Below are 25,341 nucleotides of genomic sequence, written 5' to 3' on the forward strand. Positions count from 1 at the left end.
CCATGCTCCTGACCCCCAATGCCATGAGCCGGCGCCTGCGCTTCGGGCTTTACACCACTACCGGGCTGATCGCGCTGTTCCTGCTGCTGCCGATCGTGTTCATCGTCCTGCTGTCGTTCGGCTCGTCGCAGTGGCTGGTGTTCCCGCCGCCGGGCTGGACCCTGAAGTGGTACACGCAGTTCTTCTCCAACGCCGAATGGATGGACGCGGCCCTGGCCAGCCTCAAGGTGGCGGTGCTGACCACCGTGTGCGCCGTGGCCCTGGGCCTGCCCACCGCCTTCGCCCTGGTGCGCGGGCGCTTCCCTGGCCGCGAGATGCTCTATGGCCTGTTCACCCTGCCGATGATCGTGCCGCTGGTGATCATCGCCGTGGCGGTGTACGCGCTGTTTCTCAAACTGGGCTACACCGGCACGCTGTTTTCCTTCGTGGTCAGCCACGTGATCGTCGCCCTGCCCTTCACCATCATCTCGATCATCAACTCGCTGAAGCTGTTCGACCAGTCGATCGAGGATGCCGCGGTGATCTGCGGCGCCTCGCGCCTGCAGGCGGTGTTCAAGGTGACCTTCCCGGCGATCCGCCCGGGGATGATCGCCGGCGCCCTGTTCGCCTTTCTCGTCTCGTGGGACGAAGTGGTGCTCAGCGTGATGATGGCCAGCCCGACCCTGCAGACCCTCCCCGTGAAAATGTGGACCACCCTGCGCCAGGACCTGACGCCCGTGATCGCCGTCGCCTCGACGCTGCTGATCGGCCTGTCGGTACTGGTCATGGTGATCGCCGCCGCTCTGCGCCGGCGCAACGAAGTCAGCGCCTGAGCGCCTGGAGAGAATAGACATGAGTGCAGTGATCAAAGATGCCGCCCAGGCCAAGACCCTCGTCAGCCTGCGCAACCTGAACAAGCACTACGGCGACTTCGCCGCGGTGGACAACATCGACCTGGAGATCCAGGACGGCGAATTCCTCACCTTCCTCGGCTCCAGCGGCTCGGGCAAGAGCACCACCCTGTCGATGCTGGCCGGCTTCGAGACGCCGAGCAGCGGCGAAATCCTGGTCAATGGCCAGTCGCTGGTCAACGTACCGCCGCACAAACGCGACATTGGCATGGTGTTCCAGCGCTATTCGCTGTTCCCGCACCTCTCGGTACGCGACAACATCGCCTTCCCCCTGGCCATCCGCAAGCGCAGCGCCGCCGAGCGCGACAAGCAGGTGGACGCCATGCTCAAGCTGGTGCAACTGGACAAGTTCGCCCATCGCCGCCCGGCGCAACTGTCCGGCGGCCAGCAGCAACGCGTGGCCATCGCCCGGGCGCTGGTCTACGAACCGCGCATCCTGCTGATGGACGAACCGCTCGGCGCGCTGGACAAGAAACTGCGCGAAGACCTGCAGGACGAACTGCGCCAACTGCACCGCCGGCTGGGCATCACCATCGTCTACGTGACCCACGACCAGGAAGAGGCCATGCGCCTGTCGCAGCGCATCGCCATTTTCAGCCACGGCAAGATCGTCGGCCTGGGCACCGGCTACGACCTGTACCAGAACCCGCCGAATGCCTTCGTCGCCTCGTTCCTCGGCAACTCCAACTTCCTGCGGGTGCAGGCCCAGGGCAATGGCGTGGCCAGTTTCGAGGGCCAGGCGGTGGCCATGCGCCTGACGCCGGGCCTGAACAAGGGCCAGGATGCGCTGCTGATGGTGCGCCCGGAGAAGGCCCTGGCCCTGAGCCGCGAGCAGGCCGCGCTGGAAGCGTTGCCAGCGGGCTGGAACGAGGTGACGGCGAAGGTCTGCGAGGTGCTGTTCCTCGGTGAAAGCCAGACCTGCAGCGTGATCACCGCCGGTGGTACGGCCATGACCGTGAAAGCCTTGTCGGCGGCGGGCATGTCGATGAAGCCGGGGGATGAGGTGAAGGTGCGCTGGGCGGTGGCGGATGCCTGTGTATATACCGAGTGGCAGGAGAGCGATCTGAGCAAGGCGGCCGGGGCGCATTGATCGACCCGGCACAATCCGCACCTGGAATCATGCGGCGGCGCCAAGGCCGGTAATTGCAAATCGGTCTATCGAACGTTAGCGGCTCCTGAGGCGAGGGGCTTCACTGGAATGGAAGCCTCCCGCAGGACACCGACATGCGTGCCTTGTTCGCCCATACGCCGACCGTGACCGCTCATGACAGTCGCGGGCTGGAAGTCTGCACTGTCTCTTACCATCGCCACCCGGACAACCCGGTGGTGACGGATACCCGCAGGTCCGTTCAGCATTATGATCTGGCCGGACGTGCGGCGCGGTTGTTCGATCCACGATTGAACGAAACGCCCTGTGTGCAGCACATTCACACGTTGAGCGGTGCCATTGCGCTCACCGACAGCGTCGATGCCGGTGTGAGCATCAGCCTGATGGATGCCGCAGGGCGACCCTCGTTGCTGTACACGGGGGTTGGCAGTGACAGCCTGATAACCCGTGAGTGGGGGTACGAGCCTTCCTCGTTGCCAGGCCGTGTGCTCAGCATCCGCGAGGGACTGGCGGAGCAGCCCGCGATGGTCAGCGAACGCTTCGTCTGGGCACAGCAATTGCCTGAAGAACAGCGCCACAACCTCTGCGGCCAATGCGTAAGGCACTACGATCCTGCCGGGCTGGATCAGACCGACAGCATCTCCCTGTGCGGCCAGCAGCGCTCGACAACGCGCCGACTGACGACCCCGACGCACAACGTGGACTGGCAAGGTGCCAGTGAAGACGACTGGCGCCTGCTGCTGGAGCCCGACACGCTCACCACCCGCGCCCTCCATGACAGCACCGGCAAGCCGGTCGCAATCATCGACGCCATGGGCCATCTCCGGCGCATGGCATACGATGTGGCGGGTCAATTGATGTGCGGCTGGATCACGCTCGCGGGTGCCGACGAACAGCCTGTCATTCGCAATATCACCTACGGTGCCGCAGGAGAAAAACGTTCCGAACACCTGGCCAATGGCGTGTCCACCGAGCATGGCTACGAAGCCGAAACCTTGCGCCTGATTCGCCTGACAAGCCGTCAAGGCACACACATGCTGCAAGACCTGAACTATGAATATGACCCTATGGGCAATGTCCTTTACATCAAGGACCTGGCCCAGCCCGAGCGCTACTGGCGCAATCAGAAGGTCTCGGCGCACAGCGCGTTCGAGTACGACACGCTGTACCAGATGACCCATTCGACCGGTCGTGAGATGGCCAACAACGCCACCAATGAGTGGCTGGCCACACTCCCCCCGCCCGTGACCGACGACAGCTGGACGCGGTATAACCGCAGCTACCGTTATGACCGTGGCGATAACCTGACACGTATCCGTCACACCGCTCCTGCCGCCAACCACAGCTTTACGCGCGACATGACGGTTTCGCAGTACAGCAATCGCGCGGTGATCGCTGCCCTGACGGACGATCCCGAACACGTCGATGCGCTGTTCAGCCCGCAGGGACAACAGCGCTACTTGCAGCCTGGCCAGGTACTGCACTGGAACACCCGCGGCGAATTGAGCCAGGCCACTCCCGTCACGCGACCGGGAAACGACTCCGACATCGAGTTGTATCGGTACGGGGCCGACGCACGGCGCATTCGCAAGATACGCCGCTCCCACACCCGCAACACCGTCGTACAGAGCGCCGTGGTCTATCTGCCGGGCCTTGAAATACGCACGACCACAATTGATGACGTACAGAAGGAATGCCTGCATATCGTGACGTTGGGTCAGGTGCGGATAATGCACTGGCAATCCGGTCTACCGGACGGCATTGACAACGATCACGTCCGCTACAGCCTGACCAACCTCGTGGGCAGCCACGAACTGGAACTGGACGACCGGGGCGCGCTGATCAGCCGCGAAGAGTTCTATCCGTACGGCGGCAGAGCGCTCTGGAGCACATCCACCCCTGGCGCGGCCGACTTGAAGATCGCCAGATACTCCGGCAAGGAACGGGATGCTACCGGCCTCTACTACTATGGGTACCGCTATTACCAACCTTGGGCGGGGCGTTGGTTGTCGAGCGATCCGGCCGGCACCGTTGATGGACCGAACCTGTATCGAATGGCGCGCAACAATCCGGCATCCCTGATCGACAGCGACGGCCGGGTAGCGAGTCTGGCATGTGTTGACTCGGCAAACGGCGCACGGTTCGACGAACTGATCGACGCGGAAGTCGCCCGACTGCCCATGCGCGCGATCAAGAAAGCTATCCAGATGATCTGGATCGGAACTGCGCCGCTGTCCGAAAAGAACAGTGCGCTCTCCCGTGACACCGCACGGATGAACAGCGACTATGCCACGCACGTCTGGTTCGACAGTGCGATCAAAGGTCACGAGGCCGCCCTCGAGAGCATGCGCCAGCAGTTCGATTCAAGCGCAATCAGGCTGCAGGACATTCGCTCCGCGCGATGGTTGTCCGATGCCAGAAAACATCCCTCCTTCGGCCTCTATGAACAGGCCACCGCAGAAAGGAAATATGCACAGGCCAGCGACCTCCTGCGACTGATGCTGCTCAAGTATGAAGGGGGTGTTTACAAAGACATCGACGACCGGCAAGAGCACCCCTTCGGCGCGCTGGAATTTCCCGGAGGCCTGGGCGTGAATGTCGAAAGCCACATGATCGGCTACGGGGATCTCATCGGTAATTCACCGATAGCAGCAGTGGAAGGACATCCCGTCATCGAGCAGATGCTGGAAAACGCTGTCGCACGTGTCGAAGGAGGTGAACAGGACATTTTCAGGATTGCAGGCCCCAGGGCATTCACCACGACCCTTTACCACCACTACCGAGGCATGGCACCCGCCGATTTCAATCTCAAGCTGGACCTGTTCACCGCACACAAGCGGCGTTTGGTCGGCAAGAATGCCAATCTGAGCCTCGACAACATCGCCGCACTGCACAGGCCCTACCGGCAGATCCGCGGGCTGGGCAAATTCATATCCAACGGGGGGGACCATTCCTGGGCACGATGAGTCACCCACGAAAAGCAAGCAACACGTGCCCCGACCCACTTGCTCGGGCCAGGGCACGCGTTGCTCAGGCCGGTGCGCTAGTACGGATCAGGTGATCGAAGGCCGCCAGCGACGCCTTGGCCCCCTCGCCCACCGCAATCACGATCTGCTTGTACGGCACCGTGGTCACGTCACCCGCGGCGAACACCCCCGGCAGGTTGGTCTGGCCCTTGGAATCGACGATGATCTCGCCCCGCGGCGACAGCTCGACCGTGCCCTTCAGCCAGTCGGTATTGGGCAGCAGACCGATCTGCACGAAGATCCCTTCCAGCGCCAGCTCATGCTCGGCATCGGTGGTGCGGTCCTTGTAGCGCAGGCCATTGACCTTCTGTCCGTCACCCAGCACTTCGCTGGTCAGCGCGCTGGTGATCACCTTGACGTTGGGCAGGCTGTGCAGCTTGCGTTGCAGCACGGCGTCGGCGCGCAGCTGGCTGTCGAACTCGATCAGGGTCACCTGGGCGACGATGCCGGCCAGGTCGATGGCCGCTTCCACACCGGAGTTGCCCCCGCCGATCACCGCCACGCGCTTGCCCTTGAACAACGGACCGTCACAGTGCGGGCAGTAGGCCACGCCACGGCTGCGGTATTGCTGCTCACCCGGCACGTTCATTTCCCTCCAGCGCGCACCGGTGGCGAGGATCACGGTCTTGGCCTTGAGCGTCGCGCCGCTGGCCATGCGTACTTCGTGCAGGCCACCAGCGGCCGCCGGCACCAGGGCCTCGGCACGTTGCAGGTTCATGATGTCGACATCGTACTGCTTGACGTGTTCTTCCAGCGCCGTGGCCAGTTTCGGGCCTTCGGTTTCCTGCACCGAGATGAAGTTCTCGATGGCCATGGTGTCCAGCACCTGGCCGCCGAAACGCTCGGCCGCGACACCGGTACGGATGCCTTTGCGCGCCGCGTAGATGGCCGCCGCCGCACCGGCCGGGCCGCCACCGATCACCAGCACGTCGAAGGCGTCCTTGGCGTTGAGCTTCTCGGCCTGGCGCTCGCTGGCACCGCTGTCGAGCTTGGCGACGATCTCTTCCAGACCCATGCGGCCCTGGCCGAACACCTGGCCATTGAGGTACACGCTCGGCACCGCCATGACCTGGCGCGATTCGACTTCGGCCTGGAACAGCGCACCGTCGATGGCGACATGGCGCACATTGGGGTTGAGCACCGCCATCAGGTTCAGCGCCTGGACCACGTCCGGGCAGTTCTGGCACGACAGCGAGAAGTAGGTTTCGAAATTGAATTCGCCCTTCAGCGCGGCGATCTGTTCGATCAGCTCGGCGCTGGCCTTGGACGGGTGCCCGCCGACCTGCAGCAGGGCCAGGACCAGGGAGGTGAATTCATGGCCCATGGGGATGCCGGCGAAACGCAGGCTGATGTCGGCCCCGGGGCGATTGAGCGAGAACGACGGGACACGGGCGTCGCTGCCGTCCTCGCGCAGGGTGATCAGGTTCGACAGGCTGGCGATCTCGCGCAGCAGGTCGTGAAGTTCGCGGGACTTCGCGCCGTCATCGAGGGAAGCGACGATCTCGATCGGCTGAGTGACCCGCTCCAGGTAGGTTTTCAACTGAGTTTTAAGCGTGGCGTCCAACATACGGGCGATTCCTTTTTTCAGATTCTGTAAATGCAAACGCCCGGGCGAAAGCGCCCGGGCGTTTGTGCGGGGCGGGGTTGCGGCTACAGGGTGCGGTCGAACACCGCCCTCGGCGACATGAGCGGCTTAGATCTTGCCGACCAGGTCCAGCGAAGGGGCCAGGGTGGCCTCGCCTTCTTTCCACTTGGCCGGGCAGACTTCACCCGGGTGGGCGGCGACGTACTGGGCAGCCTTGACCTTGCGCAGCAGCTCGCTGGCGTCACGGCCGACACCACCGTCGTTCAGTTCGACGATCTTGATCTGGCCTTCCGGGTTGATCACGAAGGTGCCGCGATCGGCCAGGCCGGCTTCTTCGATCAGCACATCGAAGTTGCGCGAGATGACGTGGGTCGGGTCACCGATCAGCGGGTACTGGATCTTGCCGATGGTGTCCGAGGTGTCGTGCCAGGCTTTGTGGGTGAAGTGGGTGTCGGTGGACACGCCGTAGATTTCCACGCCCAGTTTCTGGAACTCGGCGTAGTTGTCGGCCAGGTCACCCAGCTCGGTTGGGCAGACGAAAGTGAAGTCGGCTGGGTAGAAGAACACAACGGACCATTTGCCTTTCAGATCGGCGTCGGAGACCTGAACGAAGTTGCCGTTGTGGTAAGCGGTTGCGGTGAACGGTTTGACCTGGCTGTTGATGATAGGCATCGGTGACTCTCCTTCAGGGGTTGTGAAAACTTGATGGAGAGATCCTAGTCAATAGAGTCGGTTAATGCTCATTGGCAAAAACCATGCAGGTGATTGGTTTTGGCTATAGGGAAATCGTAGGAGCTGGCTTGTCGTGTGACGAACCACTGCGAAGGACCGCGTTAGCGGTCCCTAATAACGGTGACGTCTGGGACCGCGTTGCGGTCCTTCGCGGGCAAGCCACGCTCCTACAGTGGACACGCACCGATATTCCTCAGCGGGTGACCGTCCTCATGGTCACGAACTCCTCCGCCGCCGTCGGGTGTACGCCGATGGTCTCGTCGAACTGCTGCTTGGTCGCCCCGGCCTTCAGCGCGATGCCCAGGCCCTGGATGATCTCGCCGGCGTCCGGACCGACCATATGGCAACCCAGCACGCGGTCGCTGTCGGCGTCCACCACCAGCTTCATCAGGGTCTTTTCCTGGACCTCGGTGAGGGTCAGCTTCATCGGCCGGAAGCGGCTTTCGAAGATCTTCAGCGAATGCCCGGCCTCCAGCGCCTGCTCTTCCGTCAGGCCGACGGTGCCGATCGGCGGCTGGCTGAACACGGCCGTCGGGATATTGCGGTAATCCACCGGACGGTATTCTTCCGGCTTGAACAGCCGCCGCGCCACCGCCATGCCTTCGGCCAGGGCCACCGGGGTCAGTTGCACGCGGCCGATAACGTCACCGATGGCGAGGATCGACGGCTCGTCGGTCTGGAATTCGTCGTTGACCCGAACGAAGCCGCGCTCGTCCAGTTGCACCTCGGTGTTCTCCAGGCCAAGGTTGTCCAGCATCGGCCGGCGCCCGGTGGCGTAGAACACGCAGTCGGTGAGCAGCTCGCGGCCGTCCTTGAGAATGGCCTTGAGGCTGCCGTCGGCCTGTTGCTCGATGGCCGCGATATCGCTGTTGAACTGCAGGTCGAGGCCGCGTTTCTCCAGTTCTTCCTTGAGGTGATTGCGCACCGCGCCGTCGAAACCCCGCAGGAACAGATCGCCGCGATAGAGCAAGGTGGTGTCGGCGCCGAGGCCCTGGAAGATCCCGGCGAACTCGACGGCAATGTAGCCGCCGCCCACCACCAGCACACGCTTGGGCAGGTCCTTCAGGAAGAACGCCTCGTTGGAACTGATCGCCAGCTCACGGCCCGGAATCTCCGGAATCTGCGGCCAGCCACCGGTGGCGATGAGGATGTGTTTGGCCGAGTAGCGCTTGCCCTCCACTTCCACTTCGTGGGGCGCGGTGATCCGCGCGTGGCCTTCCAGCAGGGTCACGCCGCTGTTGACCAGAAGGTTGCGGTAGATACCGTTGAGGCGCTGGATCTCGCGGTTCTTGTTGGCGATCAGCTGGCTCCAGTCGAACTGCGCATCCTCCAGCGACCAGCCGAAACCCGAGGCCTGCTCGAACTCGTCGGCGTAGTGGGCGCCATACACCAGCAACTTCTTCGGCACGCAGCCAACGTTGACGCAGGTCCCGCCCAGGTAGCGACTCTCCGCCACCGCCACTCGGGCGCCGAAGCCCGCGGCGAATCGCGAGGCACGCACACCGCCGGAACCGGCGCCAATCACAAACAGGTCAAAATCGTAGGCCATATCAATCTCCTCGGCAGGTCGCCAGCATAGCGCCAGTGCCCGGCATAAACAAAAAGCCACCCGAAGGTGGCTTTTTTCTTCCGGACAACGGCTACCGATCAGTAAGCCTTGCCAGTCTTGTAGAAGTTCTCGAAGCAGAAGTTGGTCGCATCGATGTAGCCTTCGGCGCCACCGCAGTCGAAACGCTTGCCCTTGAACTTGTAGGCCATGACGCAACCGTTCTGCGCCTGCTTCATCAGCGCGTCGGTGATCTGGATCTCGCCACCCTTGCCTGGCTCGGTCTGTTCGATCAGGTCGAAGATGTCCGGGGTCAGGATGTAGCGACCGATGATCGCCAGGTTCGACGGCGCGTCTTCCGGCTTCGGCTTCTCGACCATGCTGTGCACGCGATAGATGTCGTCGCGGATCATGTCGCCGGCGATCACGCCGTACTTGTTGGTTTCCTGCGGATCGACTTCCTGGATGGCGACGATCGAGCAGCGGAACTGCTTGTACAGCTTGACCATCTGGGTCAGCACGCCGTCGTCGTCGAGGTTGACGCACAGGTCGTCGGCCAGGACCACGGCGAACGCTTCGTCACCGATCAGCGGACGGCCGGTGAGGATGGCGTGACCCAGGCCTTTCATCTCGGTCTGACGGGTGTAGGAGAAGGAGCACTCGTCCAGCAGGCGACGGATGCCCACCAGGTATTTTTCCTTGTCGGTGCCCTTGATCTGGTTTTCCAGCTCGTAGCTGATGTCGAAGTGGTCTTCCAGGGCGCGCTTGCCACGACCGGTGACAATGGCGATTTCGGTCAGACCGGCTTCGAGGGCTTCTTCGACGCCGTACTGGATCAGTGGCTTGTTGACCACCGGCAGCATTTCCTTGGGCATGGCTTTGGTTGCTGGCAGGAAGCGAGTGCCGTAGCCGGCTGCCGGGAACAAGCATTTCTTGATCATAAAAGTCCTTAACGAAGGGCTGTGCGTACGAAATTCGGCGCAGTCTAATCAGGCGGCGGGCACCTTACAATGCCCCACCCGGGCGCAACGGTTGCCATCATAGAGAAATCCAGCGGGAGATAGTTCCCGACCACTGGAAATATTGGCTTCGCGCCATTGGTCTGACGCCACGAAGGCGCCGTTCGCGGAGCACGAAACGGCGCCATGGCCATCACTTTTCAGCGTGTCATGTCATCACTTGCCGGTGCCCTGTCCGATCAGCACGCCATCGAGGGTCTGGCCGTAGAGGTTGACGCCATCGTTGGCGTGGAACTTCACCCGCGTCTTCTCCACCGAACCCTCGACCAGCCGCGGATCCTGCGGGCGTTCGTGCTTGTTGACGAACGCGGCGACATCCCACGCCTGCTGGTCGCTGAGGCTGCCCGGCTTGCCCAGCGGCATGTTGTGCTTGATGAATGACGCCGCGGTGTTGATCCGGTGCATGCCGGCCCCCCAGTTGTAGGAGTCCTTGCCCCACAGTGGCGGCATCACGTAGTCGTTGGCGACCTTCTGGCCTTCGCCATCGGCACCGTGACAGATCGCGCATTGCGCCTGGTACACCTGCTCGCCACGGGCGATGTCATAGCCGCCAGCCGGCTGCGCGACATCGGGATAGCCACGCCCCGGCGGTTCGACACCGACCTGGGCCTTGCTCGCCAGCCAGTAGGAATACACCGACAGCGCCGTGATCTCCGGGCTGTCAGCCGCAGGTGCCTTGCCGTTCATGCTGAACTGGAAGCAGCCCTGGATGCGTTCGGCGTAGGTGTTCACCTTGTCGTTCTTCTTGCGGTAGGCCGGGTACATCGGATATGCGCCCCACAGTGGCGCCGAGTGCGCCAGGCGCCCCTGGTCGAGGTGGCAGTTGCTGCATTTCATGCCGTTGCCGACGTAGTCCGGGGCCAGGCGTCCGGTATCGACGAACAGCGCATAACCGTCGCGCACCATCTTGCCGAAGGCGTTGTCCGGCAGTTCGCTCTGCGCCGGCGGGACGAAGAACGGCGTCTGGCTGGCCGGCGGCACTTTCAGTTGCGACTGGTCTTCCATGGCAACCTGCGCGGCATGAGCCGTACCCAGCGCGAAGGCCAGCGTGGTAACAACGAATGCTTTCATGGCTTGACCTCCTGCCCGGCGGCGAAGTACTCGGCGATGGCTTTGACCTCGTCATCGGTCATGGCCTTGGCCACGCCTGCCATCAGCTGGTTGGGATCGTTGTGGCGGCTGCCATCGCGCCAGGCGTTGAGCTGCGCGGTGAGGTAGCCGGCCGGCTGATGAGCCAGCGGCGGGAAGTGCTCGCCCACCCCGCTGCCGCCCGGGCCATGACATTGCACGCAGCCGGGAATCTGCCGGCTCCAGTCGCCATACAAGGCCAATTGCTGCACGGCACTGCTGGCCATCTGCTGACGGCGGTCGTCCGGCGCGGCGGGGGCCGGCATGGTGGCGAGACGGCCGCTCACGGCGGCGATTTCCTCGTCGCTCAGGGCCGCGGCCAGGGGCTGCATGATCGGGTTCTTGCGCGTGCCGTCGCGGAAATCGCGCAGTTGCTTGCTCAGGTAGGCGGCCGGCAACCCGGCCAGACGGGGAAAACCGGCGGCGGCCATGCCCAGGCCATCCGCCCCATGGCACCCCTGGCAGGCCATGGCGGCGGGATTGGCACCGCCCTGGGTGAAGACGTTCTGGCCCTGATCGGCATGCGCCGCCGGCAGGGCGAACAACAGCAGGCTGCTGATCAGGACTCGATCCAGTGGACTCATCACGGAGCTCCTTCTTATGGTTATATGCTTAGACTCAAAAAATATAAGCCTATGAATAGTAGGACTATCCCTTCGCCATCACAACGGCGAAATGCACCAAAAGAGAGCATCTGGAGGAGTGAATCGATTAACTCATCAAGGACGGCGCCGCGACGGGCACCCTCCCACAAGGCCATTCACAGGCCAAGGCGGCGGATTCCGCTCAACCGGAGATACAGCGAGTCGCCGCGTTCTTCACGTCCGAAAGCCGCAACGGGAAGTTGTTCAGGCGCTCATGCAGCTTGATGGCGCTGCCACTGGAACGCTCGCTGATGTCCATCACCGCCGCCGGCCCGTCCGACAGCTTCTGCGGCACGACCACCCGGATCGAGTTCTTGTCGCGGGTCACCTGCAGCGAATCGCGGCTGCCCTTCAGCCGCTCCTGGACACAGTTCAGGTATTGCTCCGGCGTTTTGCCGGAAATCACATCGAGAGTTTCAGGGCTCTGTTCCAGCTCGGTCACACTGGCGCAACCAGTCAGCGTCAAGGCCAAGGCAGATACAAACCATTTCATCGAGTCCCGCTCCCACATATAAAAATCCTCAGACCGCTATTAGGCCAATTTGCTCCCTTGAATGTCATATTTATCGCAGGGAATGTGACGACTCCTACATTCCTCCTACATCCATCTGTTATCGTGCCGCTTTGCCGAAACATCCCCTGCGGAGCCGTGACATGAAATTCGTACACCAGCGCGAACACCTCAACGAAGACGATATCGTCGTGATCGAGTGTTCCCAGCGCTGCAATATCCGCCTGATGAACGACGCCAACTTCCGCAGTTTCAAGAATGGCGGTCGGCACACCTATCACGGCGGGGCGTTCGATCGTTTCCCGGCGAAGATCACCGTGCCGAGCACCGGTTTCTGGAACATCACCATCGACACCGTCACCCCGCGGCCGATCTCGGTGACCCGCAAACCGACCTTCAGCCACAAGATCAAGATCATCCGTCGCTCGTCGTCGCAACTGAGATAAGCCCCATGACCGCCACCATCAAATACGTCATCAAGTACAAGCTCGACGGCGAACGCCGCTGGGATTTCGCGCAGTTGCCGGACAACTCGCTGGAGCAGGCCCAGGCCGCGCTGCGCAAGATCCATGGCGACGACGCGGAGAAGATCACCGACATCCAGGTCAGCAAGGCACTCTGAAGCCCACGACCACCGCAAGGAGACCGCAGCATGAAGCAATGGCCGGACCCGCGCATTCTCGATCTGTTCGCCATCGAACTGCCGATCCTCCAGGCGCCGATGGCCGGCGCCAGCGGCTCGGCGATGGCCATTGCGGTGAGCAATGCCGGCGGCCTGGGCTCGCTGCCCTGCGCGATGCTCAGCGCCGAGCAGATCCGCCAGGAACTGGAGACCTTCCGCCAGGCCAGTCGCGGCCCGCTCAACGTGAACTTCTTCTGCCATACCCCGCCAGCCGACGATCCGGCGCGCATCGAGCGCTGGAAGCAGGCGCTCAAGCCCTACTACGACGAAGTCGGCGCCGACTTCGAGGCGCCGACGCCGGTGTCCAGTCGCGCGCCCTTCGACGACGCGGCCTGTGTGCTGGTCGAGGCGTACAAGCCAGAGGTGGTCAGTTTCCACTTCGGCCTGCCCGAGCCACGCCTGCTGGCGCGGGTCAAGGCGACCAGCGCCAAGGTGATTTCCAGCGCCACCACGGTGGCCGAGGCCTTGTGGCTGGAGCAACGCGGCTGCGACGCGATCATCGCCATGGGCTACGAAGCCGGCGGTCATCGCGGCATGTTCCTCGGCAATGACCTCCACAGCCAGGTCGGCACCTTCGCCCTGGTCCCGCAGATCGCCGACGCGGTGCGCGTGCCGGTGATCGCCGCCGGTGGCATCGGCGATGCCCGCGGAATCGCCGCCGCCTTCACCCTGGGTGCGTCGGCCGTGCAACTGGGCACCGCCTACCTGTTCTGCCCGGAAGCCAAGGTGTCCCCGGCGCACCGCCGCGCCCTGCACACCGCACGGGAAAGCGACACGGCGCTGACCAACCTGTTCACCGGCCGCCCGGCCCGCGGCATCGTCAACCGGATCATGCGCGAGCTGGGGCCGGTCAGCGACCTGGCCCCGGCCTTCCCCCTGGCCGGTGGCGCACTGATGCCGCTGCGCGCCATCAGCGAACCCCAGGGCAACAGCGATTTCAGCAACCTCTGGTCCGGCCAGGCACTGCGCCTCGGCGTCGAACGTCCGGCCGCCGAACTGACCCGCGAACTCGCCGAACGCAGCCTCGCCCTGCTCCATCGCTGAAACAGGGCTTTCCGTTTGCAAGGCAATCGCTATATATTTCGATATATAGCGATTGCCTTCACTCACCCACGGAGCTGTTTCATGCGTATGCCTGCACCTCGTATTGCCCTGACCGGTCTGTTCACCCTGATGGCCCTCAACAGCGCGTGGGCCGATGACGTCCAGGTCGCCGTCGCGGCCAACTTCACCGCGCCGATCCAGGCGATCGCCAAGGATTTCGAAAAGGACACCGGCCACAAGCTGGTCGCTGCCTACGGCGCCACCGGACAGTTCTACGCACAGATCAAGAACGGCGCGCCGTTCGAAGTCTTCCTCGCCGCCGACGACAGCACCCCGGCCAAGCTGGAAAACGAAGGCGCCACGGTCAAGGGCTCGCGCTTCACCTACGCGATCGGCACCCTGGCCCTGTGGTCGGCCAAACCCGGCTATGTCGACGCCAAGGGCGAGGTGCTGAAGAAGAACGAATTCCAGCACCTGTCCATCGCCAACCCGAAAGCCGCGCCTTACGGCCTGGCCGCCACCCAGGTGCTGGACAAGCTGAAACTGACCGAAGCGACCAAGGCCAAGATCGTCGAAGGCCAGAACATCACCCAGGCCTTCCAGTTCGTCTCCACCGGCAATGCCGAGCTGGGCTTCGTCGCCCTGTCGCAGATCTACCAGGACGGCAAGGTCAGCAGCGGTTCGGCGTGGATCGTCCCGGCCGAGCTGCATGACCCGATCCGCCAGGACGCGGTGATCCTCGAAAAAGGCAAGGACAGCCCGGCCGCCAAGGCCCTGGTCGACTACCTGAAAGGGCCGAAGGCCGCCGCGGTGATCAAATCCTACGGCTACGAACTCTGATGCCGCTCGACGCCAGCGATTTCGGCGCAATCTGGCTGACCCTCAAGCTGGCGTCGCTGACCACCCTGATCCTGTTGCTGGTCGGCACGCCGATCGCCTGGTGGCTGGTGCGCACGCGCTCCTGGCTGCGCGGGCCGGTCGGCGCGGTGGTGGCCCTGCCCCTGGTGCTGCCGCCGACGGTGATCGGCTTCTACCTGCTGCTGGCCCTCGGCCCTCATGGCTTCATCGGCCAGGCTACCCAGGCCCTGGGGCTGGGTACCGTGGTGTTCAGCTTCAGCGGGCTGGTGATCGGCTCGGTGGTGTACTCCATGCCGTTCGTGGTGCAGCCGTTGCAGAACGCCTTCAGCGCTATCGGCGAGCGGCCGCTGGAAGTGGCCGCGACGCTGCGCGCCAGTCCCTGGGATACCTTCTTCAGCGTGGTCCTGCCCCTGGCCCGACCCGGCTTCGTCACCGCCAGCATCCTCGGCTTCGCCCACACCGTGGGCGAGTTCGGCGTGGTCCTGATGATCGGCGGCAACATTCCCGACAAGACCCGTGTGGTTTCGGTGCAGATCTACGACCACGTCGAGGCCTTGGAGTACGCCCAGGCCCACTGGCTGGCCGGGGCGATGCTGGTGTTCTCGTTCCTGGTGCTGCTGGCCCTGTATGGCAGCCGCCGCAAATCGGCCTGGAGCTCCGCATGACCTCGCAGATCCACGCCCGGCTCAAGATAGCCCGGGACGACTTCACCCTGGACGTCGACCTGTGCCTGCCGGGCCTGGGCGTCAGCGCCCTGTTCGGTGCCTCCGGTTCGGGCAAGACCACCTGCCTGCGCTGCCTGGCCGGCCTGGAGCGGGCCGGCGACGCGTATGTCGAAGTCGCCGGGACGGTCTGGCAGGACTCGGCGAAAGGCATTTTCGTGCCGCCGCACCAGCGCCCGATCGGCTACGTATTCCAGGAGGCCAGCCTGTTCAGCCACCTCTCCGTGCGCGGCAACCTGGAGTTCGGCTGGCGCCGCATCGAGGCCGCCAGCCGCCGCATCAACCTGCAGCAGGCCTGCGAACTGCTGGGCATCGATCATCTGCTGGAGCGCAAGGCGGACACCCTGTCCGGCGGCGAGCGCCAGCGCGTGGGCATCGCTCGCGCCCTGCTCACCAGCCCGAGCCTGCTGCTGATGGACGAGCCGCTGGCGGCGCTGGACGCACCGCGCAAGCGCGAGATCCTGCCGTACCTCGAGCGCCTGCACGACGAGTTGCGCATCCCGCTGATCTACGTCAGCCATGCCCAGGAAGAAGTCGCCCGCCTCGCCGACCACCTGGTGCTGCTGGAGCAGGGCCAGGTCCTGGCCAGTGGTCCGATCAACCAGACCCTCGCCCGCCTCGACCTGCCACTGGCCCAGGACGACGAGGCCGGGGTGATCATCGAAGGCCGGACCGGTGCCTACGACGCGACCTACCAGTTGCTCGACCTGCACCTGCCGGACAGCGACCTGCGCCTGCGCATCCCCCATGCAGCGCTGCCGCCGGGGTCGCTGCTGCGGGTCAAGGTCCAGGCCCGCGACATCAGCCTGAGCCTGGCCGAGGACAGCCGTTCGAGCATCATCAACCGCCTGCCGGTGACCCTGCGCGCCTTGAGCGTACAGAGCAATCCGGCGCAGGTGCTGGTCAGTCTGGACGCCGCCGGACACCCGCTGCTGGCCCGGGTCACGCGCTATTCCAGCGATCAGTTGGGGCTGCACGAAGGACAGGTATTGTGGGCGCAGATCAAGGGCGTGGCCTTGCTCGGCCACAGTGCCTGAAATGCTTTCTCAAGACAGCCCGTGCCCCCTGTGGGAGCCGCCATCCCGCCCGGATTTCGCGAGTGCGCCAGCAACATCGACGGGCAGGCCCTTCAGCCGTTCTCCGGAACAGATCATCGGGGCCTTTTGGACAGGAATGAAACTCATTTGAGGCAGGGCATTAAAACCCTACTGAATGAAAGTTAATTCACGAAAGTTTCTCTTTTCACAAGAGAAATTTCCCATATTCGTTGAAGCCCCCTATGCTTGCGGGGTGAACAAATTCGCCACGCGAAATTCACACAGCCCGATCGACTCCCAACCCGAAAAAGACATCAGCAAATATTTTGCTCGGGGAATTAATTTTCAACGAATGCGTCTTTAATGAAGGGAAAGAGGGAAGCGCTCCCCGGCGCCCCCATCCTCAGTGGGTACCGCCTGCGAGGCATTTCAAGTTACCAAGGAGAAATACATGCTGATACTCACCCGCAAGGTTGGCGAAAGCATCGTCATCGACGATGACATCAAGGTCACCATTCTAGGCGTCAAAGGGATGCAAGTGAGGATCGGCATCGATGCACCGAAGAACGTTCAGGTGCACCGTGAAGAGATCTACAAACGCATTCAGGCTGGCAGCCCGGCACCGGAGAAAGGAGAAAACAATCAGTAAGCTGTCCGTTTGATTGGAGCCGCACGGACGCGCCTGGTCTCATGCCCGCATGGACCATCGAACCCACTGATCGCGAAACCGGGGCTCAGTCCCCGGGCGGCGGCACAAGCCGCTGAACCATGGCAATCAGCATTTCGGTATCGAACGGTTTATCCAGCACGCCATCGAACAGCCCCGGGTTCTCCCGACCGATACTGGCCTGCGCACCACTCATGAGAATGATCGGCAAGGCCCTGAATTGCGGGTCGTCGCGAAGCTTGCGGGCGAGTTCCTCGCCATTCATCACCGGCATCATGTAATCGGTGATCAACAGCTCGACCCGTGTCTTGTCCAGCACTTCCAGTGCCCTCAAGCCATTGCTGGCTTTCTCCACCTGATACCCCGCGTCTTCCAGGGCAAGCTCCAGGATGTCGGAGATCACGTACTCGTCGTCGACCACCAGGACTGTGCTCATATCGTCAGACCGCGTCCATCAGGACCGCTCCAGCGGCTGCGCCGTGCCGGAAAGCACCGCGGCGGCCTCGTTGAATGTATTGCGCAGCTCCATCCCGCCGGCGCCGAAGCACACCTCGCGCAGGGACGGGTCGTAGCGACTGTCGCGCACCTTGAGGATCGACAGCACGCGCTTGAGCTGCGAGTTCAGTTCGACGAAGCGCATCAGCAGCAGGTTGTCGACGATGCTCGACAGCTCCGGGGCCGGCGCGATGATTTCCGCGCCGAACAGATCGCGCATTTCCCAGGTCGCCAGCACCGTCACGTCGCGCGCGCGCAGTTCGCCCATCAGTGCGCGGAAGAAGCCATTGAGGCGTTCAGGACGAGTCGCCAGGCGGGCGAAGGCACCGAGGTTGTCGATCACCACCCGCTTGCTGCCATGCTCGCTGACCAGGCGCAGCAGACGCGCACCGACGTCGTCGAGCAAACCCTCCGTGGTCGGCTGCCAGGCAATGTGCAAGCGCCCTTCGCGCTCCATCGTGGCGAAGTCCATGCCCAGGCTGGCAGCCTTGGCGCGCAGGCGCGCGGCCGGCTCGTAGAAGCCGAAATACAGGGCCGGCGCCTGAACCGTCGCGGCAGCGAGAAAGCTCAGGCCGAGAGAGGTCTTGCCGCTGCCGGACGGCCCCATCACCAGGGTCACCGAACCCTGCGCCAGGCCACCGTCGAGCAGTTCATCGAGACAGGCGACGCCGCTGCCGACCCGGGTCCAGGTCTCGCTGCCGGGTCCGGACGGATGGCCATGGAGGGATTCGAGGCGTGGATAGACCTGCAGACCGTCGCTGCCGATCTCGCACTCGTGCAGGCCGGACAACGCCGCGCTGCCGCGCGTCTTGCGCAACTGGATGCGGCGCACCGCGCGGGCTCCGTGCAGGTCCTCGCCCAGCTCGATCACACCGTCGACCATGGTGTGCTCGGGGCAGTCATCCTCCAGATGGCTGCTGGTCAGCAGCAGCAGCGTGCAACCGGCGAACGCCGCGTGGGCCTGCAGCTCGGAGATGAATTTCTTGGTATCGAGCACGGTCTCCGCACGCGAGCGGGCATTGAGCAGACCATCGATGATCAGCAGCGAGGCGCCGTGCCGGGCGATCTCACCACGCAACAGGCGCACCACGGCCTCCAGCCCCTCCTGCTCCAGGGTGTCGAAGGCACTGAGGAACTGGATCTGATCGCCGATCTTCGCCGCGTCGAAGAACGACAGGGTCGACAGGTACTGGAACAGGCGCTCATGGGACTCGCTGAGCAAGGTCGCGACCAGTACCCGACCACCCTGCCCGACATGATTGAAGGCCAGTTGATTGGCCAGCACGGTCTTTCCCGAGCCGGGCCGGCCCTGGACGATGTACGCGGCACCGGCGATCAGCCCGCCCATGAGCAGATCGTCGAGACCCTTGATCCCCGTCGCTAGACGCTGGAGCTGTTCCACGATGCACTCCCCTCCCCGTTGTTCACGAGCGGCAGGCACAGGGTCATGCAGGTGCCCTGTCCCGGTTCGCTGTCGACCCAGATCCCGCCATTGCTCTGCTTGGCGAAACCGTATACCTGGCTGAGGCCCAGACCGGTGCCCTTGCCGAAACCCTTGGTGGTGAAGAAGGGTTCGAAAATCCGCGGCAGCACCTCGGCATCGATGCCCTTGCCGGTGTCGCTGACACTGATCAGGGCATAGTCGCCGACCAGACCATCGCGCTCACCCAGCAGCGCCTGGTTGCGCGCGTGAATGCGAATCTCGCCACCCCCGTCCATGGCATCGCGAGCGTTCAGCACCAGGTTGAGCAGAACCATCTGCAGCTGCCCCGCATCCACCTCCACCGGCGAGAGGTTGTCGTCGCAGCACACCTGCAGCTCGATGTCCTTGGGCAGGGCCTGGTGCAGCAGCGCGCGGATCGACTCGATCACCTCCGACAGATCGACGCGCACCACGTTCAGTTCCTTGCGCCGGGCGAAGCTGAGCAGTTGCTGGGTCATCTGGCTGCCGCGCTGACCGGCGTCGAGCACATGTTCGAGCAGACGCCGGGTGCGCTGCGCATTCTGGCTGTTCATTGCCAGCCGCGCCGAATTGATGATGATGGTCAGCAGATTGTTGAAGTCATGGGCCATGCCCCCGGTCAGTTGGCCGAGGGCTTCGAGTTTCTGCGACTGGAACAGTTGCGCGCGCATGGCATCGAGTTGCAGCGCGGCATCGCGGCGATCGGTGATATCACGGGTGATCTTCGCCAGGCCGATCACCTCGCCCTCTGGCGAGCGCACCACGTCCAGCACCACCAGTGCCCAGAATTGCGTACCGTCCTTGCGCACGCGCCAGCCCTCGTCCTGCGCGCGCCCCTCGCTCAGGGCCTTGTCGAGGAGAGAACCGGGGCGGTCGGCGAGGCAGTCGTGCTCGGTGAAAAACAGCGAGAAATGCCGGCCGATGACTTCCTCGGCACGGTACCCCTTGATGCGTTCGGCACCGGCGTTCCAGGAAATGATGTGGCCTCTGAGGTCCATCATGTAGATGGCATAGTCCACCACCGTCTGCACGAGTTGCTCGTACAGACCGGCATTCATGCCATGCAGATCAACACGTTCGGATGGATCCATTTCGGAGTCCGCTGTCTGTGATCGGAGTGTAGCTACAGCATACGCCGAGGACGACACCGAGTAAGGCGTATTCCTTCATCGCCGCAAGGATGTTCCCGCTCTGAACATAGATATGCCCCACAACCATTGCGCTGGATCAAGGTATAGCGCGATTGTCGCCATCGTGCCTGCGGGAGGGTGAGTGAATTGCTATAGTTGCCCGCCCGACGGTTACGACAGACAAGCGGTTGAGGAAAGGGATCTTGGTCATCAACAAACGCATGAAAATCATCCACGACGATCTTGAGCATACCGCCGACGGCATGGAGCAGCTGGCCCGCGGCCTGGCCGGGCATGCCGTGTACCTGCAGAGCTCGGTGCATGCCGACGATGCCGTCGAAGTCAATGAACGGGTCAGCGGCCTCAACGCCTCGATCAGCGAACTGCGCGCGGTCGCCAGCAGCATCGATCCCAACTGAGCGACGCTTCGCCATGCTGCCAGAACACCCCGGGGGACAACGCAGACCGCAAGCCCTGCGCCTGTACCGACAGCGCGGCCAGGTCGGGTTGTTTTTCGTCGGTGGTCTCTCGGTGCTGGCCGGCATGACCGATGCCATCGGCTTTCTCGCCAGCGGCGATTTCGTCTCGTTCATGAGCGGCAACACCACGCGCCTGGCGGTGGCGGTGAGCCAGGGACACCTCGACCTGGTACTGCGTCTGGGCTTGCTGGTGCTCACCTTCGTCCTCGGCAATGCCCTCGGCGTGATGATCGCGCGCTCCAGCCGCAAGCGCGCCTGGCCGTTGCTGGCGCTCACCGCCCTGCTGCTGCTGGCCGCCGCCTTCTGCGGCGACCACCTCGAACTGCTGGCATTGCTCGCGGCCATCCTGTCCATGGGCATGCTCAACGCCGCGGTCGAGGAAGTGAACGGCCTGCCCATCGGCCTGACCTATGTCACCGGCGCCCTTTCCCGCTTCGGCCGCGGCCTCGGGCGCTGGCTGATGGGCGAGCGTCGCAACGGCTGGCGCATGCAACTGGTGCCATGGGCCGGCATGCTGGTCGGCGCGGTGCTCGGTGGCTGGCTGGAACATCGCCTGGGTTTCGCCGCCCTGTTGTTCAGCAGCCTGCTCGCCGCCCTGCTCGGCGTGGCATCGCTGCTCATCCCGCGGCGCTGGGTCCAGCGCTACATGGCGCGCTGATCGAGCGTCGCAAGCATTGACTGGAATATAACGATGAGTTATAAAGCCGGCTTGCTTCGATCAGCCTTGTGATGTTCGACGCAGATCGCGAGTGTGGTGGAATTGGTATACACAGCAGACTTAAAATCTGTCGGCGCAAGCCTTGCGGGTTCGAGTCCCGCCACTCGCACCAATCCCGGAAAAGCGCCCATCGAGGCGCTTTTTTCATATCTGCCAGTTAGTTGGCGTCAACACCCGGAAACAAAAGCGGAAAAACGTGGTCATAACCGCGCCATCGACCCTTCAGTGTCGATTCGAGGAAATCACCGTGTTGACCCGCCTGACCCAGTTTTCCCTGCTTGCCGCGGTGCTGCTCGCCAGCGGCTGCGCGCATCACCATCATCATGACCGTGACGACGATGGCTGGCGCGACCGCGATCAACGCCGCTGGCACGATCATGACCGTCGCCGTTACGACGATCGCTACCACGACCGGCGCGACGACCGCCGCTACCGCGATGACGACTGATCGCGCCCCACTCCTGTTTGCCTGACCGCTCCATTACCCCCGAGGTTTGTCCAATGCGTTTCTCCCTGCCTACCCTCGCTCTAGGTTTCCTGATTTCCCAGGCCGCACTGGCCGGTGACGGCACCACCGCCATTGGCGGCGGTCTTGGTGGCGTGCTCGGCAACGTCGTCGGTCAGCAGATCGGCGGCAGCACCGGTGCGGCCATCGGTGCCGGTCTCGGTGGCGCCGCCGGCAGCGCCGTGGCCGCGAAGAAAGGCAACCGCACCGAAGCGGCGATTGGCGGCGGCCTGGGCTCGGCGGGCGGCTCCCTGATCGGCGGCAAGGTCGGTGGTTCCACCGGTTCCACCATCGGTGCCGGCCTCGGCGGCGCCGCGGGTGGCGCACTGGGCAACCACTTGGCGGATGACAACCGTGACTCGGGCAAACACAAGCACAAGCGCCGCCATCGGCATCGCTGATCGCGCTCACAGCCCGCCCAAGCCTTGCCAATGTCGAAGAAGCCCGGACTCTGCCGGGCTTCTTCCTGCTTGCGTGAACGGTGCGGGAACAGCGGATCAGCTGCGCATCATTGCGCGCCCTGGGAGAACTTTCGATCGCGTTGATCGATGGCCACGGCGAGCCCGGCAAGCACGATGGCCAGCAGGTAGGCGACCAGCCCCAGGTTCAGTCCGAAGATCAGTTTCTCGGACCCGTCCGTGAGGACCATCGACCCACCGTAGCCATCCCGAAGCCAATAGGCCATCAGGAATCCGCCGGTTACGAATGTCGTGAGCAGACTCGCCAGCGCAAGATCATTCCTGCCCCAGACAAGCCAGACGCTGAATGCGCCGAGCGCGGTGTTGGTGAACAGTTGCCAGGTTTCATGAAGCCTGGCATGCGATGCCCAGGCCGGATTGAATACATGAGTGTCGTTGATCTCGAAAATCGGTACGAGCACGGCGTAAAAGACGATTCCAACGGTAACCAGCAACTTCGCGAGCATCAAAACCTCCTTGTTCATGATTCGGGCGTCACCTGCCCCTCGTGCACTCTAGTTCACCGATGCTTCCGAGCCCCGAGTCGGAAAGCGCGGATCATCCTTTTCCTTTTCTCGCACCCACATCTCACCAATCTTTACTGCAAGTGCGTAGGCGCCTTCCTTGCCGCCCTGGATATCTGCAAATCTGATGAAGATGCCTTCGAAGAGAGAACTCTCGATTTCTTCCTCGTTGACCTCCTCCTCAATGACGATCATGAGCAGATATCGCTCGGCCTCCTCGCGGATCGAATAGCTGTAACCAATCAACTTCGGGTAGCTCACTGTGCGAGTTCCTTTCTGGCAAGACCTGAAGCAGCCAACGCTTCAGAGAGCCGCCATTCAACCACAGAGATGACCGGCGATGGCGAGGCATGCAACGAAAAGCCCGGCTCAACGGCCGGGCTTTCGTAATCACGCCTCAACGTGCGAAGGAATGGGGCGGGGGAAGTGTCTGGCTCAGCGCTGCGGCATTGTTCGAGCTGGACAGTCGCTGCACGGATCGCCCTGCTATTCGAACCTTGGCGTGCTGAATCTTCTGAAGCACGGAAGCACTGTGCGAGTTCCAGAGCTCGGCCATGTGGACACTGCCGACGAGCGCATGCAAATGCCTCAACTCGACGCGGATATCCAATACCTCGTTCGCCAGTTGAATGCTGGATTCACGCCCCAGGAAATCATCCAGCCGTTCAAGCGACACCCGCAGCGCGCGGTCAACGGCTGCAGGATCGTGAAGCCCACCGTGGCGCAGCGAGTGCTCGACATCTGCCAGCAGCACCGCCAGCAGCGACTTGCGTGCTTCGCGAGCCTGCCTTCGATCTGCGTTGCGGGCCTGCGCTGGAAGCCAGACCGCAAATATGAGCGCCACCACGGAGCCGATCGCCTGGACCCATGCTGCCGCAGTGGAATCGAGCGTCAGGGACGGCGCGCCGCCCAACACCAGCCAGATCAGACTGCCCAGGCTCATGACGAACATGGCCAGGACGAGCGAAAAGACCACCCACACTTTGACTTTCATGGAATGCACTCAGGATATCGGATATCGATGAGGCATTCTGCCATGAATAAGATTTATTCGCATACGCATCATCGAACCTTCCGTCGCCTCTGGTGAGCGCTACCTGGGCCCATGCACCTCACGTCACCGGCAACCCCGCCAACAGTGCGAGCCTCTGATAGTCCATCCCGCCAGGGACCGTCCTCAGGTACTCGTCGATCGCCTGATCATCATTGACCATCGACAGCATCTGTCGATGCCTTGCCTGGGCCAGTTTGGAAACCTCGGACGAGTCCGGCAGCAAGGCCATGCGAGTCAGTGTTTCCTTGGCGTGATCGGGGATCTCCGGGTAGTAGCGGTAACGGGTCGCGCCCTTGAGCAGCACCCGGTCCAGCACGATGAAATCACCCGTGGGCAATACCTCGGCATTCTCGGTCCGACTCAGGGCCATGTCGATCTTGCAGCCCTTGAACTGCGCCCAGCCATGGGATGCCACCCCACTCCAGGAACCTTCGCCGACCCAGCCGATCACCACATCGATATCGATATTTCGTTCTTTCTTCAGGTAGCGCTTGAGGAAGAAGGAAAGATGATAGCAACCGCCCCACATCCCCCCGTCGATCACCACATGCCGATGAATTCTCGTCGTGACATCGACGATTTGCCGTGCTTCGGAAGATAGAGATAACAACCATTCTCGATCGAGTTTTTCAGACTTCTGTGCCGTCAGCTTACGTTGCCGTGCCTGGCCCATGACTTTGCTTCCTGCAAAAGTAATTGGTGCGCCAAAGCTAGTCACGGCAACAGAACAGGGCAAATGAAACTGCAGTACCGGAAGCAGGTTTCATCAAAAGGGTGAACTGGTTAACTTTGATTTCATCAAGTAAATCGACTTATTGATCTTCACCCAGCTTGACAACCGTTCGCCATGAACACCGAGGCCCGGCGTTCGGGGTGAGTCCCGTGCGTCAGCTGGCCGGAGGCTTGCGCCCCCTGAGCAGTGCAAACGCGATATTGGGCAGCATCATGATGCTCAGCATGCCCCAGAAGCCAACCTTGCCAGCCTCATGCAAGGTCGCGCCCAAAGCGATGAACACCAGCAGCAGCACGAAGCGCAGCGACACGAATTTTTCCAGTCCCCTCATACTCACTCCGGTCTTGATTGAAACAGGGGCTCGGGATTTTCCCGCGCCCAAACGAAAAACCCCGCAGACGTTAATCTGCGGGGCTTTGAATAGTGGAGGCCGAGGTCGGAATCGAACCGGCGTAGACGGATTTGCAATCCGGAGCATAACCACTTTGCTACTCGGCCTCATGAGCTTCGGAAATCTGTCGATTTCTCTAACTCTTTGAAAACGTTGAGTTTTTTATTTCTCGTCGCTTTCGATGGACGCCATT

General features: G+C 62.8%; 29 protein-coding genes and 2 tRNA genes. 15 read left to right on the forward strand and 16 right to left on the reverse strand.

Annotated features, from left to right (window positions below):
* Positions 1 to 2 precede the first annotated feature (2 nt).
* From CHB99_RS12590 to CHB99_RS12600, 3 genes are all read left to right on the forward strand, one after another.
* A complete protein-coding gene (locus CHB99_RS12590; protein ID WP_042124675.1) occupies positions 3 to 812 on the forward strand; it encodes an ABC transporter permease in 810 nt (269 codons plus the stop codon).
* A gap of 19 nt (positions 813 to 831) precedes the next feature.
* Positions 832 to 1,980: an ABC transporter ATP-binding protein gene (locus CHB99_RS12595; RefSeq protein WP_042124677.1), complete on the forward strand. Its 1,149-nt coding sequence runs from the start codon at positions 832 to 834 to the stop codon at positions 1,978 to 1,980.
* A gap of 134 nt (positions 1,981 to 2,114) precedes the next feature.
* Positions 2,115 to 4,964 (forward strand): RHS repeat-associated core domain-containing protein, encoded by a 2,850-nt coding sequence (locus CHB99_RS12600; RefSeq protein ID WP_084702706.1) that lies wholly within the window; start codon positions 2,115 to 2,117, stop codon positions 4,962 to 4,964.
* Positions 4,965 to 5,028: 64 nt separating this feature from the next.
* On the opposite strand, the gene ahpF is transcribed toward CHB99_RS12600, so the two are convergent.
* The 7 genes from ahpF to CHB99_RS12635 all read right to left on the reverse strand — a co-directional run bounded on the left by ahpF (position 5,029) and on the right by CHB99_RS12635 (position 12,171).
* Complete coding sequence (gene ahpF, locus CHB99_RS12605; RefSeq protein ID WP_042124679.1) at positions 5,029 to 6,591, reverse strand: alkyl hydroperoxide reductase subunit F; 1,563 nt, start codon at positions 6,589 to 6,591, stop codon at positions 5,029 to 5,031.
* A gap of 126 nt (positions 6,592 to 6,717) precedes the next feature.
* The gene (ahpC, locus tag CHB99_RS12610; protein WP_042124681.1) at positions 6,718 to 7,281 is read right to left on the reverse strand and encodes an alkyl hydroperoxide reductase subunit C; all 564 of its coding nucleotides are present in this window, start codon (positions 7,279 to 7,281) and stop codon (positions 6,718 to 6,720) included.
* A 253-nt stretch (positions 7,282 to 7,534) separates the two neighbouring features.
* Positions 7,535 to 8,890, reverse strand: coding sequence for a glutathione-disulfide reductase (gene gorA / locus CHB99_RS12615; protein WP_042124683.1), 1,356 nt, complete (start codon positions 8,888 to 8,890; stop codon positions 7,535 to 7,537).
* Positions 8,891 to 8,988: 98 nt separating this feature from the next.
* On the reverse strand, positions 8,989 to 9,828 hold the full coding sequence (gene galU / locus CHB99_RS12620; RefSeq protein ID WP_042124685.1) for a UTP--glucose-1-phosphate uridylyltransferase GalU: 840 nt from the start codon (positions 9,826 to 9,828) through the stop codon (positions 8,989 to 8,991).
* Between the two features lie 234 nt (positions 9,829 to 10,062).
* A complete protein-coding gene (locus CHB99_RS12625; RefSeq protein ID WP_245655604.1) occupies positions 10,063 to 10,911 on the reverse strand; it encodes a c-type cytochrome in 849 nt (282 codons plus the stop codon).
* Positions 10,912 to 10,973: 62 nt separating this feature from the next.
* Positions 10,974 to 11,618, reverse strand: a complete 645-nt coding sequence (locus CHB99_RS12630; RefSeq protein WP_042124689.1) for a c-type cytochrome — start codon at positions 11,616 to 11,618, stop codon at positions 10,974 to 10,976.
* Between the two features lie 202 nt (positions 11,619 to 11,820).
* Positions 11,821 to 12,171: a hypothetical protein gene (locus CHB99_RS12635; RefSeq protein ID WP_042124726.1), complete on the reverse strand. Its 351-nt coding sequence runs from the start codon at positions 12,169 to 12,171 to the stop codon at positions 11,821 to 11,823.
* A 161-nt stretch (positions 12,172 to 12,332) separates the two neighbouring features.
* Here CHB99_RS12635 and CHB99_RS12640 point away from each other — a divergent pair, with 161 nt between their 5' ends.
* The 7 genes from CHB99_RS12640 to csrA all read left to right on the forward strand — a co-directional run bounded on the left by CHB99_RS12640 (position 12,333) and on the right by csrA (position 17,181).
* Positions 12,333 to 12,635 (forward strand): DUF1883 domain-containing protein, encoded by a 303-nt coding sequence (locus CHB99_RS12640; RefSeq protein WP_042124691.1) that lies wholly within the window; start codon positions 12,333 to 12,335, stop codon positions 12,633 to 12,635.
* A 5-nt stretch (positions 12,636 to 12,640) separates the two neighbouring features.
* Positions 12,641 to 12,811 (forward strand): hypothetical protein, encoded by a 171-nt coding sequence (locus tag CHB99_RS29775; protein WP_089266523.1) that lies wholly within the window; start codon positions 12,641 to 12,643, stop codon positions 12,809 to 12,811.
* A 30-nt stretch (positions 12,812 to 12,841) separates the two neighbouring features.
* Positions 12,842 to 13,915 carry an NAD(P)H-dependent flavin oxidoreductase gene (locus CHB99_RS12650; RefSeq protein WP_042124693.1) on the forward strand — a complete coding sequence of 358 codons (1,074 nt, stop codon included), beginning with the start codon at positions 12,842 to 12,844 and terminating at the stop codon, positions 13,913 to 13,915.
* An 87-nt stretch (positions 13,916 to 14,002) separates the two neighbouring features.
* Positions 14,003 to 14,755 carry a molybdate ABC transporter substrate-binding protein gene (modA, locus tag CHB99_RS12655; protein ID WP_377697292.1) on the forward strand — a complete coding sequence of 251 codons (753 nt, stop codon included), beginning with the start codon at positions 14,003 to 14,005 and terminating at the stop codon, positions 14,753 to 14,755.
* Positions 14,755 to 15,438: a molybdate ABC transporter permease subunit gene (gene modB, locus CHB99_RS12660; protein ID WP_042124697.1), complete on the forward strand. Its 684-nt coding sequence runs from the start codon at positions 14,755 to 14,757 to the stop codon at positions 15,436 to 15,438. The genes modA and modB overlap by 1 nt, the downstream gene beginning before the upstream one ends.
* On the forward strand, positions 15,435 to 16,532 hold the full coding sequence (gene modC, locus CHB99_RS12665; protein WP_042124699.1) for a molybdenum ABC transporter ATP-binding protein: 1,098 nt from the start codon (positions 15,435 to 15,437) through the stop codon (positions 16,530 to 16,532). Before modB ends, modC begins: the two co-directional genes overlap by 4 nt.
* Before the next feature lie 451 nt (positions 16,533 to 16,983).
* Positions 16,984 to 17,181 (forward strand): carbon storage regulator CsrA, encoded by a 198-nt coding sequence (gene csrA, locus CHB99_RS12670; RefSeq protein WP_042124702.1) that lies wholly within the window; start codon positions 16,984 to 16,986, stop codon positions 17,179 to 17,181.
* Between the two features lie 85 nt (positions 17,182 to 17,266).
* Here the strand turns inward: csrA and CHB99_RS12675 are convergent, their stop codons facing one another.
* The 3 genes from CHB99_RS12675 to CHB99_RS12685 are packed head-to-tail and all read right to left on the reverse strand — an operon-like array spanning position 17,267 to position 20,247.
* Positions 17,267 to 17,635 (reverse strand): response regulator, encoded by a 369-nt coding sequence (locus CHB99_RS12675; protein ID WP_042124704.1) that lies wholly within the window; start codon positions 17,633 to 17,635, stop codon positions 17,267 to 17,269.
* Between the two features lie 18 nt (positions 17,636 to 17,653).
* The gene (locus CHB99_RS12680; protein ID WP_377697290.1) at positions 17,654 to 19,042 is read right to left on the reverse strand and encodes an ATPase domain-containing protein; all 1,389 of its coding nucleotides are present in this window, start codon (positions 19,040 to 19,042) and stop codon (positions 17,654 to 17,656) included.
* 32 nt (positions 19,043 to 19,074) lie between these two features.
* On the reverse strand, positions 19,075 to 20,247 hold the full coding sequence (locus CHB99_RS12685) for a two-component system sensor histidine kinase NtrB (RefSeq protein WP_042124706.1): 1,173 nt from the start codon (positions 20,245 to 20,247) through the stop codon (positions 19,075 to 19,077).
* 242 nt (positions 20,248 to 20,489) lie between these two features.
* On the opposite strand from CHB99_RS12685, the gene CHB99_RS12690 reads away from it, so the two are divergent.
* The 5 genes from CHB99_RS12690 to CHB99_RS12710 all read left to right on the forward strand — a co-directional run bounded on the left by CHB99_RS12690 (position 20,490) and on the right by CHB99_RS12710 (position 22,389).
* A complete protein-coding gene (locus CHB99_RS12690) occupies positions 20,490 to 20,705 on the forward strand; it encodes a hypothetical protein (protein ID WP_170946381.1) in 216 nt (71 codons plus the stop codon).
* A 13-nt stretch (positions 20,706 to 20,718) separates the two neighbouring features.
* Entirely contained in the window at positions 20,719 to 21,423 is a 705-nt protein-coding gene (locus tag CHB99_RS12695; protein WP_042124707.1) for a YoaK family protein, read from the forward strand.
* 87 nt (positions 21,424 to 21,510) lie between these two features.
* A tRNA-Leu gene (locus CHB99_RS12700) sits at positions 21,511 to 21,595 on the forward strand.
* 135 nt (positions 21,596 to 21,730) lie between these two features.
* On the forward strand, positions 21,731 to 21,931 hold the full coding sequence (locus CHB99_RS12705) for a hypothetical protein (RefSeq protein ID WP_245655602.1): 201 nt from the start codon (positions 21,731 to 21,733) through the stop codon (positions 21,929 to 21,931).
* A gap of 53 nt (positions 21,932 to 21,984) precedes the next feature.
* Positions 21,985 to 22,389 carry a glycine zipper domain-containing protein gene (locus CHB99_RS12710; RefSeq protein WP_042124711.1) on the forward strand — a complete coding sequence of 135 codons (405 nt, stop codon included), beginning with the start codon at positions 21,985 to 21,987 and terminating at the stop codon, positions 22,387 to 22,389.
* Positions 22,390 to 22,496: 107 nt separating this feature from the next.
* On the opposite strand, the gene CHB99_RS12715 is transcribed toward CHB99_RS12710, so the two are convergent.
* The 6 genes from CHB99_RS12715 to CHB99_RS12735 form a co-directional block, all read right to left on the reverse strand.
* Complete coding sequence (locus CHB99_RS12715; protein WP_245655603.1) at positions 22,497 to 22,931, reverse strand: hypothetical protein; 435 nt, start codon at positions 22,929 to 22,931, stop codon at positions 22,497 to 22,499.
* A gap of 30 nt (positions 22,932 to 22,961) precedes the next feature.
* The gene (locus CHB99_RS12720) at positions 22,962 to 23,231 is read right to left on the reverse strand and encodes a hypothetical protein (RefSeq protein WP_042124714.1); all 270 of its coding nucleotides are present in this window, start codon (positions 23,229 to 23,231) and stop codon (positions 22,962 to 22,964) included.
* 136 nt (positions 23,232 to 23,367) lie between these two features.
* On the reverse strand, positions 23,368 to 23,964 hold the full coding sequence (locus CHB99_RS12725) for a hypothetical protein (protein ID WP_042124716.1): 597 nt from the start codon (positions 23,962 to 23,964) through the stop codon (positions 23,368 to 23,370).
* Between the two features lie 118 nt (positions 23,965 to 24,082).
* Positions 24,083 to 24,697 carry a hypothetical protein gene (locus tag CHB99_RS12730; RefSeq protein WP_042124718.1) on the reverse strand — a complete coding sequence of 205 codons (615 nt, stop codon included), beginning with the start codon at positions 24,695 to 24,697 and terminating at the stop codon, positions 24,083 to 24,085.
* A 214-nt stretch (positions 24,698 to 24,911) separates the two neighbouring features.
* Positions 24,912 to 25,088, reverse strand: coding sequence for a hypothetical protein (locus CHB99_RS29780; protein ID WP_167335858.1), 177 nt, complete (start codon positions 25,086 to 25,088; stop codon positions 24,912 to 24,914).
* A gap of 93 nt (positions 25,089 to 25,181) precedes the next feature.
* Positions 25,182 to 25,255, reverse strand: a tRNA-Cys gene (locus CHB99_RS12735).
* Between the last annotated feature and the right edge of the window lie 86 nt (positions 25,256 to 25,341).

The sequence above is a fragment of the Pseudomonas japonica genome (assembly GCF_900188455.1).
Classification (GTDB): domain Bacteria; phylum Pseudomonadota; class Gammaproteobacteria; order Pseudomonadales; family Pseudomonadaceae; genus Aquipseudomonas; species Aquipseudomonas japonica.